General features: G+C 72.2%; 15 protein-coding genes. 9 read left to right on the top strand and 6 right to left on the bottom strand.

Annotation, left to right across the window (positions count from 1 at the left end; translation table 11 throughout):
• The first annotated feature begins 8 nt into the window (after positions 1-8).
• From ACIQD7_RS18490 to ACIQD7_RS18475, 4 genes are all read left to right on the top strand, one after another.
• Positions 9-254, top strand: a complete 246-nt coding sequence (locus ACIQD7_RS18490) for a hypothetical protein (protein ID WP_199837074.1) — start codon at positions 9-11, stop codon at positions 252-254.
• A gap of 78 nt (positions 255-332) precedes the next feature.
• Positions 333-1,184: a polysaccharide deacetylase family protein gene (locus ACIQD7_RS18485; RefSeq protein WP_402442764.1), complete on the top strand. Its 852-nt coding sequence runs from the start codon at positions 333-335 to the stop codon at positions 1,182-1,184.
• 121 nt (positions 1,185-1,305) lie between these two features.
• Entirely contained in the window at positions 1,306-1,671 is a 366-nt protein-coding gene (locus ACIQD7_RS18480) for a YciI family protein (RefSeq protein ID WP_390754969.1), read from the top strand.
• 93 nt (positions 1,672-1,764) lie between these two features.
• The gene (locus ACIQD7_RS18475; protein WP_402443280.1) at positions 1,765-2,988 is read left to right on the top strand and encodes an RNA polymerase sigma factor; all 1,224 of its coding nucleotides are present in this window, start codon (positions 1,765-1,767) and stop codon (positions 2,986-2,988) included.
• Between the two features lie 20 nt (positions 2,989-3,008).
• On the opposite strand, the gene ACIQD7_RS18470 is transcribed toward ACIQD7_RS18475, so the two are convergent.
• Entirely contained in the window at positions 3,009-4,205 is a 1,197-nt protein-coding gene (locus ACIQD7_RS18470; protein WP_121831455.1) for a THUMP-like domain-containing protein, read from the bottom strand.
• A 141-nt stretch (positions 4,206-4,346) separates the two neighbouring features.
• Between ACIQD7_RS18470 and ACIQD7_RS18465 the strand changes: the two genes are divergently transcribed.
• The 4 genes from ACIQD7_RS18465 to groL all read left to right on the top strand — a co-directional run bounded on the left by ACIQD7_RS18465 (position 4,347) and on the right by groL (position 7,867).
• Positions 4,347-5,276: a polysaccharide deacetylase family protein gene (locus ACIQD7_RS18465; RefSeq protein ID WP_402442762.1), complete on the top strand. Its 930-nt coding sequence runs from the start codon at positions 4,347-4,349 to the stop codon at positions 5,274-5,276.
• Positions 5,273-5,677: a hypothetical protein gene (locus ACIQD7_RS18460; protein WP_402442760.1), complete on the top strand. Its 405-nt coding sequence runs from the start codon at positions 5,273-5,275 to the stop codon at positions 5,675-5,677. Before ACIQD7_RS18465 ends, ACIQD7_RS18460 begins: the two co-directional genes overlap by 4 nt.
• A 145-nt stretch (positions 5,678-5,822) precedes the next feature.
• Entirely contained in the window at positions 5,823-6,131 is a 309-nt protein-coding gene (groES, locus tag ACIQD7_RS18455) for a co-chaperone GroES (RefSeq protein ID WP_015035628.1), read from the top strand.
• 107 nt (positions 6,132-6,238) lie between these two features.
• Complete coding sequence (gene groL / locus ACIQD7_RS18450; RefSeq protein ID WP_121831458.1) at positions 6,239-7,867, top strand: chaperonin GroEL; 1,629 nt, start codon at positions 6,239-6,241, stop codon at positions 7,865-7,867.
• Between the two features lie 64 nt (positions 7,868-7,931).
• On the opposite strand, the gene ACIQD7_RS18445 is transcribed toward groL, so the two are convergent.
• Positions 7,932-8,630 carry an ester cyclase gene (locus ACIQD7_RS18445; RefSeq protein ID WP_161374777.1) on the bottom strand — a complete coding sequence of 233 codons (699 nt, stop codon included), beginning with the start codon at positions 8,628-8,630 and terminating at the stop codon, positions 7,932-7,934.
• A 91-nt stretch (positions 8,631-8,721) separates the two neighbouring features.
• Here ACIQD7_RS18445 and ACIQD7_RS18440 point away from each other — a divergent pair, with 91 nt between their 5' ends.
• Positions 8,722-8,889 carry a hypothetical protein gene (locus tag ACIQD7_RS18440; protein WP_402442756.1) on the top strand — a complete coding sequence of 56 codons (168 nt, stop codon included), beginning with the start codon at positions 8,722-8,724 and terminating at the stop codon, positions 8,887-8,889.
• 15 nt (positions 8,890-8,904) lie between these two features.
• On the opposite strand, the gene ACIQD7_RS18435 is transcribed toward ACIQD7_RS18440, so the two are convergent.
• The 4 genes from ACIQD7_RS18435 to ACIQD7_RS18420 are packed head-to-tail and all read right to left on the bottom strand — an operon-like array spanning position 8,905 to position 13,035.
• Entirely contained in the window at positions 8,905-9,930 is a 1,026-nt protein-coding gene (locus ACIQD7_RS18435; protein WP_402442755.1) for a hydroxyacid dehydrogenase, read from the bottom strand.
• Between the two features lie 18 nt (positions 9,931-9,948).
• Positions 9,949-10,818 carry a carbohydrate ABC transporter permease gene (locus ACIQD7_RS18430; protein ID WP_402442753.1) on the bottom strand — a complete coding sequence of 290 codons (870 nt, stop codon included), beginning with the start codon at positions 10,816-10,818 and terminating at the stop codon, positions 9,949-9,951.
• Entirely contained in the window at positions 10,815-11,714 is a 900-nt protein-coding gene (locus ACIQD7_RS18425) for a carbohydrate ABC transporter permease (RefSeq protein WP_121831462.1), read from the bottom strand. The genes ACIQD7_RS18430 and ACIQD7_RS18425 overlap by 4 nt, the downstream gene beginning before the upstream one ends.
• Before the next feature lie 4 nt (positions 11,715-11,718).
• Positions 11,719-13,035, bottom strand: coding sequence for a sugar ABC transporter substrate-binding protein (locus ACIQD7_RS18420; protein ID WP_161374774.1), 1,317 nt, complete (start codon positions 13,033-13,035; stop codon positions 11,719-11,721).
• Positions 13,036-13,090: the final 55 nt, after the last annotated feature.

The following is a 13,090-nucleotide window of genomic DNA, read 5'->3' as shown; positions in this document are numbered from 1 at the left end:
TCACCCTCATGTGGGAGGCGCGGGCCGCGCAGGGGCGGGGCCCCGAGCTCCTGGAGTGGGCCCGGGAGCGGTCCCGGGTCCTCGCGTACGAGCCCGTGCGCCGGGAGGTCTTCCGCGCGCCCCAGGACCGGGTCCTCGTCCTCACCTGGTGGGAGGCGGAGGCGTTCGACGCGGAGCTGCCGGAGCTGCCGGAGCCGGACGCGGAGCTGATCACCCGGCCGGTCCACCGCTGGCGGTTCGAGGCGGTCGAGTAGCCGTACGGACGGATGTCCGATCGGTCACACGTGCGACCGTCGGGCAACCATTCGGGCCGTCCGGGCATCTCCCGGCGCGTGAAGAAGACGATCGTGCTCTGGGCGGCGCTGACCGCCGCGGCCCTGCTGGTGACCGGCTGCACGGCGGAGCGCCCCGCCGCCCCCGTGACCACCCCGGCCCCGCCGACGTCGTCCGCGCCGGCCCCGTCCCGGTCCGCCGCGGAGACCGGGGCCCCGGGCGCCCCGGCGGCCGCCGCGTACCGGAAGTGGGGTCTGAAGCCCTTCGCGGCCCCGCCCGCGCCGCCGGCGGTGAAGCCGGTGGTCCGGGGGCCCGGGGAGCCGGTGCCGGTGATCAGCGAGATCCCCACCGAGGAGAAGATCGTCTTCCTCACGATCGACGACGGGGCGGAGAAGGACCCCGAGTTCGTCACGATGATGAAGGAGCTCAAGGTGCCCTTCACCATGTTCCTGACCGACTCCGCCATCCGCGCCGACTACGCCTACTTCTCCCCGCTGGTCGCCCAGGGCCACGGCGTCGCCAACCACACGCTCACCCACCCCAACCTGCGCACCCTCTCCCCGGACGCCCAGCGCCGCGAGATCTGCGGCCAGCAGGAGAGGCTGAAGGAGCGGTACGGCACGGCCCCGCGCCTCTTCCGCCCGCCGTACGGCAACTGGAACGAGGCCACCCGCACGGCGGCCGGCACCTGCGGGGTGGACGCGATCGTGCTGTGGCGCGAGTCCATGCAGATCCAGAACATGCAGTACCAGCGCGGCGACCGGAAGCTCCACCCCGGCGACATCGTCCTCGCCCACTTCCGCGGCCCGTCCGAACTCAAGGGCCGCACGATGACCGAGATGACGGCCACCATGCTCCGCCGCATCCAGGAGCAGGGCTTCACGGTGGCGCGCCTGGAGGACTACGTCTGAGGGCCCCGTACGGGTCCCCGGGAAACTCCTCCGCGCGCGGTGTCGATGCGGGCGGTCCCCGTTCGTCGTAGGAGTGAGAGGCGGGGGACGGCCCCCGCCACCGCGCTCGTGAGGAGACACCATGCCCCGCTTCATGACGTTCGTCCGCGTCGAGGAGGACACCATCGACATGGCGGACGCCGACCCCGGCTTCGAGGAGCGGATGGGAGCGCTCTTCGAGGAGATCACCAAGGCCGGCGTCATGCTGGACACGGCAGGCCTCAGGCCGACCGCCGAGGCCACCCGCATCACCTGGTCGGAGGGGAGGCTCTCCCTCACCGACGGCCCCTTCACCGAGACCAAGGAGGTCGTCGGCGGCTACGCCCTGATGCAGTGCAAGGACCGGGCCGAGGCGCTGGAGTGGGCCAAGCGCTTCCTGGCGGCCCACCCGCCGCACTGGACGGTGGGCCTGGAGGTCCGCGAGGTCGAGGAGCAGCCGGGAGCCTGAACCCCGGAGGCTGTCGGTGCCGTGTGCTGTCATGGGGACGTGACGGCACACGGCGCGGCTTCGGTGGGAGACGTCCTCGACACCGTCTTCCGGATGGAGTCGCCGCGCGTCGTCGCGACCGCCGCGCGGATCGTCCGCGACCTGGGCATCGCCGAGGAGATCGCCCAGGACGCCCTGGTCGCCGCCCTGGAGGAGTGGCCGCGCACGGGCGTCCCGGAGCGGCCGGGCGCCTGGCTGACGGCCACCGCCAAGCACCGCGCCGTCGACCTCGTGCGGCGGCGCGAGACCTACGCCCGCAAGCTCGCCGAGGTGGGCCGGGCGCTCCCGGGGGAGTCGTACGACCCCGAGCCGTCGGGGCCCGGCGACATCGACGACGACGTGCTGCGGCTGGTCTTCACCACCTGCCACCCCGTCCTCTCCGCCGGGGCGCGGGTGGCGCTGACGCTGCGGCTCGTCGGCGGCCTGCGGACGGACGAGGTCGCCCGCGCCCTGCTGCTGCCGGAGGCGACCGTCGCGGCCCGGATCACCCGCGCCAAGCGGACGCTCGCGAGGACGGGCGTGGAGTTCGAGGTGCCGTACGGCGAGGAGCGGGCCGCCCGGCTCGGCTCCGTTCTGGAGGTCGTCTACCTGATCTTCAACGAGGGGTACGCGGCGACCTCGGGCGACGACCTGCTGAGGCCCGCACTGTGCGAGGACGGGCTCCGGCTCGCCCGCGTCCTCGCCGCCCTCGTCCCCGGGGAGGGCGAGGCGCAGGGCCTGGCCGCCCTGCTCGAACTCCAGGCCTCCCGGACGGCCGCCAGGACCGGACCCGACGGCCGGCCGGTCCTGCTCGCCGACCAGGACCGGCGGCGCTGGGACCGGCTGCTGATCCGGCGCGGCTTCGCGGCCCTGGAGCGGGCCGGGGACGCGCGGGCGTACGGGCCGTACGCCCTCCAGGCCGCGATCGCCGCCTGTCACGCGCGGGCCGCGTCGTACGGGGAGACCGACTGGGCGCTCATCGCCGGGCTCTACGGGCGGCTCGGCACCCTCGCGCCCTCCCCGGTGGTCGAGCTGAACCGCGCGGTGGCCGTGTCCAGGGCCGAGGGCCCGGCGGCGGCCCTCCCGCTGGTCGACGCCCTCGCCGCCGACCCGTCCCTGGCGCGCTACCACCTGCTGCCCAGCGTCCGGGGAGACCTGCTGGCCCGGCTGGGACGGACGGCGGAGGCCCGCGCCGAGTTCGCGCGCGCGGCGGCCCTCACCCGCAACGAGAGCGAACGGGCGCTGCTGCTGGGGCGGGCGCGGGAGACGGGGACCACGGAGGGACCGCCGGCCCCTTAGGGGGCCCGGGGCCGCAGGCCTCAGCGCCCCCCGTCCGCCCGGACGGGCCGTCCGATCAGCATCGTCGGGGCGCCCGCGACCCGGGTGAGCAGGACCGTCGCCGCGTTCGGGCCCTTCGGCTTCACCTTGCGGCGGATCTCCTCCGGCTCGACCGCCGAGCCCCGCTTCTTCACGGTCAGGGTGCCGACCTCCCGCTCCCGCAGCAGCGCCTTCAACTTCTTGAGGTTGAAGGGGAGTTCGTCGGTGATCTCGTACGCGGCGGCGTACGGGGCGGGGACCAGGGCGTCCGAGGTCACGTACGCGATCGTCTCGTCGATCAGGCCGCCGTCCAGCTCCTCGGCCACCTCGGCCACCAGGTGCGCGCGGATCACCGCGCCGTCCGGTTCGTACAGATAGCGGCCGACCGGCCGGACCGCCGGGTCGGGCAGGCCGCGTCCGGTGACGGTCGTGCCGGAGGGCAGCAGGGTGGCCCGGCGCGCGCCCGGCTCCGTGCCGAACCACAGCACCGCCTCCTTCACGTCCCCGCCGTCCGAGATCCACTCGGCCTCGGCCTCCGCCGGGACGGCCTCGTGCGGGATGCCCGGCGCCACCTTCAGGGCCGCGCGGGGGGCCTTCCGGGCCGCCTCGACCGCCCAGGACAGCGGCGGGGAGTACGCCTCGGGGTCGAAGATCCTGCCCCGGCCGCCGCGCCGCGCGGGGTCGACGAAGACCGCGTCGTACGGGCTGGTGTCGATCTCCGTCACGTCCGCGCACCGGACCTCGATCAGGTCGGACAGGCCGAGCGACTCGGCGTTGGCGCGGACCGCCTCGGCGGTCAGCGGGTCGCGGTCGACGGCGAGGACGGAGATCCCGGCGCGGGCGAGGGCGATCGCGTCGCCGCCGATCCCGGAGCACAGGTCCGCCACGCTCCCGACGCCCAGCGCCTTCATCCGGGCCGCCCGGTGGGCGCCGACCGGGGCCCGCGTCGACTGCTCGACGCCGTGGGGCGTGAAGTACATCCGGTACGCGTCCTCCGCGCCGAACTTCGCCACCGCCCGCTGCCGCAGCCGCGCCTGGCCGAGCGCCGCCGTGACCAGCTCGGCGGGATGGTCGCGGCGCAGCCGGGAGGCGACCGCCAGCTCCCGGGCGGGGTCGTAGTCGCGCAGGGCGGCGAGGAGCGTCTGCCCCTCGGGGGCGAGCAGGGCGGCGAAGGAGGCGAGGTCGGTCACCCGTCCCATTCTGGCCCCTGTTCCGGCGCCGGGGAGCCTGTGGGCCGGCCGGGGGACGGTGGGCCGGGTACGGCGGTGTCGCGGCCCGCGGGGGCCGTCGCGCTGACAGGATGCGGCGCCATGCAGCTCGTACGACAAAAGGAACAAAAGATGAGAAAAGGCGTGCACCGCTCCCGTCGGACGCTCGGAGCGGCGCTCGTCGTCGCCGCCCTCGCCTCCGCCGCCACGGCCTGCTCCGGCGCCGGGCCGGACCGCACCGCACCGCCTTCCCCCGCCTCCGGCCGGCAGGCCCCGAAGCAGGGCGCCGCCGCCGCGCCCGAGTCGCAGGCGCAGAAGGCCGAGAAGGCCCGTCTCCAGAAGGCCGCCCGCGCGCTCGCCGCCAAGAAGTGGGGCCTGGCCAAGCCCCCGCTCGAAGCGCCCGCCCCGCCCGCCGTGAAGCCGAAGATCACCACCCGCAAGGGCTTCGAGACGAAGAGCGCGGGGATGCCGCCCGTCTTCACCACCGTGCCGACCAAGGAGAAGATCGTCTTCCTGACGATCGACGACGGCTCGGAGAAGGACCCCGAGCTGCTGCGGATGATGGACGAGCTGAAGATCCCGTACAGCGCCTTCCTCAGCGACTACGTCGTCAGCGACGACTACGCCTACTTCGCCCGGATGCAGAAGTCGCAGAAGGGCGGGGTCGCCCTCAACAACCACACCCTCAACCACCGTTACCTGCCCGGACTCTCGTACGCCCGGCAGGAGCGCGAGATCTGCGGGATGCAGGAGGTCATCGAGAAGAGGTTCGGCAAGCGGCCCACGCTCTTCCGCCCGCCGTACGGCAACTACAACGACGACACCCTGCGGGCGGCCAAGTCCTGCGGGATCGAGGCCGTCCCGCTGTGGGCCGCCGAGGCCTTCCCCGACCGCATGGAGTGGCGCGAGTGGGACCGGGACCTGCACCCCGGCGACATCGTCCTCACCCACTTCCGGGGCAAGGAGGACTGGAAGGGCAGCATGGCCGACATGGTCCGCCGCGTGATGAACGTGATCACGGCCAAGGGGTACGCGGTCGCGAAGCTCGAGGACTACGTGTGAGGACCGGGAGGCGCGGGCGGCGCCGGGCCGCCGCCCTGGCCGTGACCGGAGCGCTGCTCGCCCTCCCGGCCCTCACCTCCTGCGCCTCCCCGGCCGGCCCGGTCGACTCGATCGAACGGCTCGGCCGGAGGGCGGCGGAGGAGATGGGGCCGCCCCGGCCCCCGGCACGTCCGGCGGAACGGGCGGGGGTGGAACGGGCGGAGGCCGGACGGGCGGTGGTGGAGCGGGCGGCGGTCGAACGGGCAGAGGCCGTACGGGCCGGGGTCCCGGAAGGGGAGCGCTGCGCGGCGCCCGGGGAGGGGTCCCGCGCCGGACGCGGGCCCGCCCCGGAACCCCGTACAACCGCGCACCCGATCACGCCACGGAGCGATGAATTGGCACTCCGCTTGACCGAGTGCTAATCGCGGTCATAGTCTCGGCTCTGGCACTCCCCACCGGAGAGTGCCAACACAGCGACGGGCAGGTCCGGCACCCGCGACGACGGATCCACCTGGTTCGCCACCTCAGACAGTCAACCCCGTGATCTCCGAAGGGGGAGGTCGGATCGTGACGACCACCAGCTCCAAGGTTGCCATCAAGCCGCTCGAGGACCGCATCGTGGTCCAGCCGCTCGACGCCGAGCAGACCACCGCCTCTGGCCTGGTCATCCCGGACACCGCCAAGGAGAAGCCCCAGGAGGGCGTCGTCCTGGCCGTGGGCCCGGGCCGCTTCGAGAACGGCGAGCGCCTGCCGCTCGACGTCAAGACCGGCGATGTCGTGCTCTACAGCAAGTACGGCGGCACCGAGGTGAAGTACAACGGCGAGGAGTACCTCGTCCTCTCGGCCCGCGACGTGCTCGCGATCGTCGAGAAGTAAGTCACCCCAGGCCAGAAGGCTTTGAGCTGCGCCCCGAGGCCCCTTCCCGGGCGCCCCGGGGCGCCGTTCGTTCCACCAGCAGATTCCGAGAGGGCTGAACCGCTCCCATGGCGAAGATCCTGAAGTTCGACGAGGACGCCCGTCGCGCCCTTGAGCGCGGCGTCAACAAGCTTGCCGACACGGTGAAGGTGACGATCGGCCCCAAGGGCCGCAACGTCGTCATCGACAAGAAGTTCGGCGCCCCCACCATCACCAACGACGGCGTCACGATCGCCCGCGAGGTCGAGATCGAGGACCCGTACGAGAACCTCGGCGCCCAGCTGGTGAAGGAGGTGGCGACCAAGACCAACGACATCGCGGGTGACGGCACCACCACCGCCACCGTGCTCGCCCAGGCCCTGGTCCGCGAGGGTCTGCGCAACGTCGCCGCCGGCGCCTCCCCGGCCGCCCTGAAGAAGGGCATCGACGCTGCCGTCAAGGCCGTGTCCGAGGAGCTCCTCGCCACCGCGCGCCCGATCGAGGACAAGTCCGACATCGCCGCCGTCGCCGCGCTCTCCGCGCAGGACCAGCAGGTCGGCGAGCTCATCGCCGAGGCGATGGACAAGGTCGGCAAGGACGGCGTCATCACCGTCGAGGAGTCCAACACCTTCGGCCTGGAGCTCGACTTCACCGAGGGCATGGCCTTCGACAAGGGCTACCTGTCCCCGTACATGGTGACCGACCAGGAGCGCATGGAGGCCGTCCTCGACGACCCCTACATCCTGATCAACCAGGGCAAGATCTCCTCGATCCAGGACCTGCTCCCGATCCTGGAGAAGGTCATCCAGGCCGGTGGCGGCAAGCCGCTCCTGATCATCGCCGAGGACGTCGAGGGCGAGGCCCTGTCGACCCTGGTCGTGAACAAGATCCGCGGCACCTTCAACGCCGTGGCCGTCAAGGCCCCCGGCTTCGGCGACCGCCGCAAGGCCATGCTCGGCGACATCGCCACCCTCACGGGTGCCACCGTCATCGCCGAGGAGGTCGGCCTCAAGCTCGACCAGGCCGGTCTGGACGTGCTCGGCACCGCCCGCCGCGTCACCATCACCAAGGACGACACCACCATCGTCGACGGTGGCGGCGACTCGTCCGAGGTGCAGGGCCGCGTCAACCAGATCAAGGCCGAGATCGAGGCCACGGACTCCGACTGGGACCGCGAGAAGCTCCAGGAGCGCCTCGCGAAGCTGGCCGGCGGCGTGTGCGTGATCAAGGTCGGCGCCGCCACCGAGGTGGAGCTGAAGGAGAAGAAGCACCGTCTGGAGGACGCCATCTCCGCGACCCGCGCCGCGGTCGAGGAGGGCATCGTCTCCGGTGGTGGCTCCGCGCTCGTCCACGCCGTCAAGGTCCTGGAGGGCAACCTCGACAAGACCGGCGACGAGGCCACGGGTGTCGCGGTCGTCCGCCGCGCCGCCGTCGAGCCGCTGCGCTGGATCGCCGAGAACGCCGGCCTGGAGGGCTACGTCATCACCTCCAAGGTGGCGGAGCTCGACAAGGGCCAGGGCTTCAACGCCGCGACCGGCGAGTACGGCGACCTGGTCAAGGCCGGCGTCATCGACCCGGTGAAGGTGACGCGCTCCGCCCTGGAGAACGCCGCCTCGATCGCCTCCCTCCTCCTCACCACCGAGACCCTCGTGGTGGAGAAGAAGGAAGAGGAGCCGGCGGACCACGGCCACGGCCACGGTCACGGCCACTCCCACTGAGGCCCGTAGCTGAACGCTGAGGCCCGGTGCCCCCGTCGCGGGGGCACCGGGCCTCAGCGCGTCCCTACTCCTCCACCGCTCCGAGCCGCTCCATGAGCCCGAGCATGTCGTACTGCCACCAGTCCTCGACGACCTTGCCGTCCTCCCGGAAGCGCTGGATCAGCGTGCCGGTGATCCGGACGTCGATGCCGGTGGGCTGGAGGCCCATGAAGTCGCCGGTGTGGGTGGCGTCGCAGGTCCAGCGGGTACAGACGCGGTCGCCCTCGGCGATCTGGTCCTCGACGGCGAAGGCGAAGTCGAACCCCTGCCGCCACATCCCGATGCCGCGGCGGATCGCGTCCATGCCGAGGGAGTCCTGCACGTCGGAGGGGTCGTGGCTGTGGCACCCCTCGGCGATCACCTCGTCCAGCGGCGGAAGCTCCCCCGGCGTGCCGATCAGCTCCAGGAACCGGCGCGCGGCTGCTTTGTACATCTGCTCGTCCCGCACGACGTCCAGGTCCGTGAAGGTCGGCATCCCGTCACAGAGCGCGACCATCTCCTGGAAGAGCCGGTCGGTCTCGGGAAGGTGCGAGTTCCGCATCGCCTCGTCGTACGAGGGGAACTCGACGATCTCCACGAAGTGGGACCCGTCGGACCGGTCCTTCCCGAGAAGGCTGTGGGTGGCCGTCCGCTTCCCCCTGGTCTGCTCGGCCCACCGGTCCATGAGCCGGTTCATCTCGTCGAAGCGGCTCGTCCTGCAGTCGATGATCTGCACGAAGGTCATGACGCCTCCCGGGGCGGCAGGGACGTTTCCATTTTAGGTTCGGGGGGCGCGGGGCGCCCTGGCAGCATGGGGGCGTGGAGCGGGGGATCCCGTGCGGACCGTGCCCTTCTTCGTCACGGCCCGGCTCGGCGCGCAGAACGACGTGGTCGCGTACGCGGGCGTGGTCCTGGAGCGGCTCGCGGAACTGGCCGGCGAGGGCCTCCCGGCCCTGCCGACGGCCGCCCTCCTCCTGTACGGCGTCCGCGCGCTGGAGGTCTGAGCGCGGGCCCGGCGGCTACGCCGACCGCGTCAGGTCCGACGCCCGTACCTCCTCCGCGAACGCCTCGCCCCGTACGTACCGCTCCACCTCCCCCACCGCCTGCTCCGCCATCCGGTGCAGTTCGTTGCCGAGGGAGCCCGCCACGTGGGGGGTGAGGAGGACGTTCGGGAGGGTGTACAGGGGGGAGTCCGGGGGCGGGAGTTCCGGGTCGGTGACGTCGAGGATCGCGTCGAGGCGGCCCGACAGGAGGTGGGGGAGGAGGGCGGGTTCGTCCACCAGGGAGCCGCGGGACGTGTTGATCAGGGTCGTCCCGTCCGGCATCGCCGCCAGCTGCGCCGCGCCGATCATGCGGTATGTGGACGGGAGTTGGGGCGCGTGGACGGAGACGACCGTGCTGCGGGCGCAGAGTTCGTCCAGGGACACCGACTCCACGCCCGGGACCTCGGTGTACGGGTCGTACAGGAGGATCTCGACGTCGAAGGGGCGCAGGAGGTCGATGACCCTGCGGCCGATGCGGGAGGCGCCGACGACGCCGACCGTGCGGCGGTGGTTGCCCCAGTCGGCGGACTCCTCCAGCCAGGCGTGGCCGGTGCGCAGTTCGGCGTACCGCCGGGCCGAGCGCAGGACCCGCTTCCCGGCGAAGAGGATCGCGGCGAGCGTGTACTCGGCGACCGGCAGCGCGTTGGCGGCGGCGGCCGACGTGACCCGCAGGCCCCGCTCCCAGCAGGCGTCGGTGACGTGGTGCTTGACCGAGCCGGCCGCGTGGACGACGGCCCGCAGCCGGGGCGCCCGGTCCAGGACCCCGGCGGTGAGCGGGGTCGCGCCCCAGCAGGTGAGGAGGAGTTCGGCCTCGGCGAGGGCGGCGGCCGTCCGTGCGTCGGGGGCCGTCAGGTCGTGGGCGACCAGGTGCGGGTCGGTGCGGGTCAGGGCCGCGAGCCGGGCGCGGTGGGCCTCGGTGAACAGGCGTTCGTCGACGCCCGGGCCCATCGCGAGGAGGAGGGCGGGGCGGTCGTCGGGGTGGTTGTCAGTGGTGGGGTGCATCGTGGGAGCAGGCCTTCCTCACTTGACGCTGCCGGCGGTGAGGCCGGCCTTCCAGTGGCGCTGGAGGGAGACGAAGGCGATGACGAGGGGGACGACGGCGAGCAGGGAGCCGGTGACGACGAGGGGGTAGAAGTCGGGTTCGGCGTGGGCGTTGCTGTTCCACGCGTACAGGCCGAGGCTCAGCGGGTACAGCTTCTGGTCGGACAGCATCACCAGGGGGAGGAAGAAGTTGTTCCAGACGGCGGTGAACTGGAAGAGGAAGACGGTCACGAAGCCGGGCATGACCATGGGCAGACCGATGGACCAGAAGACGCGCAGCTCGCCGGCGCCGTCGATGCGGGCGGCCTCCAGGGCTTCGTCGGGGACGTAGCCGGCGCAGAAGACCCGGGAGAGGTAGACGCCGAAGGGGTTGACGAGGACGGGGATCAGGACGGCCCAGTAGGTGTTGACGATCCCGATCTCGCTGGCGAGCAGGTACATCGGCAGGGCGAGCGCGGTGGTGGGGACGAGCACGCCCAGCAGGACGAGGCCGAAGAGCTTCTCCTTGCCCCGGAAGTCGTAGACATGGAAGGCGTATCCGGCGGCGACGCTGACGAGCGAGCAGGCGAGGGCGCCGAGCCCGGCGTAGAGGAGGCTGTTCAGGTACCAGTGGAAGTAGACGCCGTCGTTGTACGCGGCGAGCCGGGAGAGGTTGCCGCCGAGGTCGAAGCCCTCGAAGGAGAAGGCGTTTCCGGCGAGGAGGCCGCCGGCGTCCTTGGTGGCGGCGGTCAGCAGCCAGACGAGCGGGAAGAGCATGTAGACGGTGGCGAGGACGAGGGCGCCGTTGACGGCCGTCCGCGACAGCCATCTGGTGGCGGGGCGGGTCCCTCCCGTGCGGACGGCGCTCACGCGGTGCGCTCCTTCCGTGCGGTCCGGCGGCCGGTCAGGCGCGTCACCGCGAAGGAGAGCAGCGCGGCCGTCAGGGCGAGGAGGACGGAGGCCGCCGCGGCGAGCCCGTAGTCGTTGCGGTCGAAGGCCGCGGTGTAGGCGTACATGTTCGGCGTCCAGGTGGAGGTGACGGCGGAGCCGGTGCCCTTGCTGAGGATGAGCGGCTCGGTGAAGAGCTGGAGGGAGCCGATGACGGTGAAGAGGCCGACCATCGCGAGCGAGGCCCTGAGCAGCGGGACCTTGACGGAGAAGGCGATGCGCCAGGCTCCCGCCCCGTCGACGGTGGCCGCTTCCAGGACGGAGCGGTCGATGGCCTGGAGGGCCGCGTAGAAGATCACCATGTTGTAGCCGAGCCACTCCCACAGGGCGATGTTCACGACGGAGGGCAGGGCGCCTTCGGGGGAGAAGAAGTCGAAGCCGATCCCGCCCGCCTCCATGGCCTTCACGACCGGGCTGAGCTGGGGCGTGTAGAGGTAGACCCAGAGCAGGGCGGCGATGATGCCGGGGACGGCGTGCGGCAGGAAGAGCGCGAGCTGGAAGAAGCGGCGGGCGCGGGCGAGCGCCGAGTCGAGCAGGAGGGCGAGGCCGAGGGCCCCGGCGAGCAGCAGCGGGATGTAGAGCAGGCAGTAGCCGAGCAGGACGCCGAAGCCCTCGCGGAAGGCCCGGTCACCCAGGGCCGCCGTGTAGTTGTCGAGGCCGGTGAAGACGGTCTCGGTGCCGCCGAAGCCCAGTCCGGACTGCTTCTCGGTGAAGAGGCTGAGCCAGACCGCGTAGCCGATCGGCACCACCATCACCGCGGTGAACAGCAGGAAGAAGGGCGTCAGCAGGATCGTGGCGGCGCGGGTGCGGGCCTTCATCCGGTCAGCCCTCGACCTTCAGGCCGCGCTTGGTGAGTTCGGCGACGGTGGCGTCGTGGCCGGCCTCGACGGCGTCGGCGATGCCGGGGCCGCCCGGGGCGATCTTGCCGAAGTGGTCCTTGATGGTGGTGTTGGTGGTGCCGGTGGTGGGGCCCCAGGCCCAGTGGGGGTTGATGGAGGCGCCGGCGGTCTCGAAGAGGGCGTAGATGTCCTGGCCGCCGTAGTAGGAGGCGTCGAAGGCCTTCTTGGCGGCCGGGCGCAGGGCCGCGGCGGCGGGGAAGGCGGAGGAGGTGCCGGAGGCGATGCGGGCCTCGACGCCCTCCTCGGTGGTGGACATCCACTCGGCGAAGGCGACGGCCGCGGCCTTCCGCTCGCTGTCCTTGGTCACGGCGAAGGAGGTGCCGCCGAGCATCCCGGCGGCGGGCTTGCCGTCCCAGCTGGGGATCGGGGCGACGGCCCACTTGCCGCTCTGCTCGGGCAGGGTGCCCTTGAGGACGCCCGCGCCCCAGGAGGCGCCGAGGTAGCCGAGGGTGGTGCCGTTCTTGAGGGAGCCGACCCACTCGGGGGAGAACGAGGCGTTCTTGTGGACGAGTCCGGCGTCGAGGAGCTTCTGCCAGTAGGCGGTGACCTTGGTGGTGGCCGGGTCGGTGGTGTTCACCTTCCAGGTGTCGTCCTCGGCCTTGAACCACTGGGCGCCGGCCTGCCAGGCCATGGCCTCGAAGGTGGTCGGGTCGTCGGGGAAGAAGGTGGCGATGCGGGCCTTGGCGTCGGCCTTCCTCACCTGTGCGGCGGCCTTCTCGAACTCGGCCCAGGTGGTGGGGACTTCCACCTTGTACTTCTCGAAGAGGTCCTTGCGGTAGAAGAAGGCCTGCGGGGCGGCGTCGAAGGGGACGGCCCAGGACTTGCCGCCGAGGGTGGTGAGTTCGACGGTCTGCGGGAGCAGCTTCGCGCGGTCGGCCTCGGTGAACTCGCCGCCGATGTCCTGGAGGGCGCCGGAGCTGACGAACTCGGGGAGCGAGGCGTACTCGATGGAGACGAGGTCGGGGGCGTTGCCCGCCTTCACGGCGTTGGAGATCTTGGCGTAGCCGCCGGCGGTGCCGGAGGGGATCTCCTCGAACTTCACCTTGACGTCGGTGTGGGAGGCGTTGAAGGCGTCCACGACGTCCTTGGTGCCCTTGGCCCAGCCCCAGAAGGTGATGGTCACGGGCCCGTTCGGCTTGTTCGCGGTGTCGTCACCGCCGCCGCCGCAGGCCGTGAGGACGGCGAGGGCGGCGGCGGTGCCGGCTATGACGCGGGTCGTTCTGCTCCGGAAGGGGGTCACGGCACGGCTCCTGGGGGCGGGGCGGCTGGGAGGTTGTGGCCGTGATCCTGTGACC

This window comes from Streptomyces sp. NPDC093071, from assembly GCF_044754545.1.
Taxonomy (GTDB): Bacteria; Actinomycetota; Actinomycetes; order Streptomycetales; family Streptomycetaceae; genus Streptomyces.
This window is presented reverse-complemented; position numbering and strand designations above follow the sequence as displayed.

Coding starts and splice junctions, on each gene's coding strand:
- ACIQD7_RS18490 (WP_199837074.1), top strand. CDS start 9: ATGTGGGAGGCGCGGGCCGCGCAGGGGCGGGGCCCCGAGCTCCTGGAG.
- ACIQD7_RS18480 (WP_390754969.1), top strand. CDS start 1,306: ATGCCCCGCTTCATGACGTTCGTCCGCGTCGAGGAGGACACCATCGAC.
- ACIQD7_RS18475 (WP_402443280.1), top strand. CDS start 1,765: ATGGAGTCGCCGCGCGTCGTCGCGACCGCCGCGCGGATCGTCCGCGAC.
- ACIQD7_RS18470 (WP_121831455.1), bottom strand. CDS start 4,205: ATGGGACGGGTGACCGACCTCGCCTCCTTCGCCGCCCTGCTCGCCCCC.
- ACIQD7_RS18465 (WP_402442762.1), top strand. CDS start 4,347: ATGAGAAAAGGCGTGCACCGCTCCCGTCGGACGCTCGGAGCGGCGCTC.
- groL (WP_121831458.1), top strand. CDS start 6,239: ATGGCGAAGATCCTGAAGTTCGACGAGGACGCCCGTCGCGCCCTTGAG.
- ACIQD7_RS18445 (WP_161374777.1), bottom strand. CDS start 8,630: ATGACCTTCGTGCAGATCATCGACTGCAGGACGAGCCGCTTCGACGAG.
- ACIQD7_RS18435 (WP_402442755.1), bottom strand. CDS start 9,930: ATGCACCCCACCACTGACAACCACCCCGACGACCGCCCCGCCCTCCTC.
- ACIQD7_RS18425 (WP_121831462.1), bottom strand. CDS start 11,714: ATGAAGGCCCGCACCCGCGCCGCCACGATCCTGCTGACGCCCTTCTTC.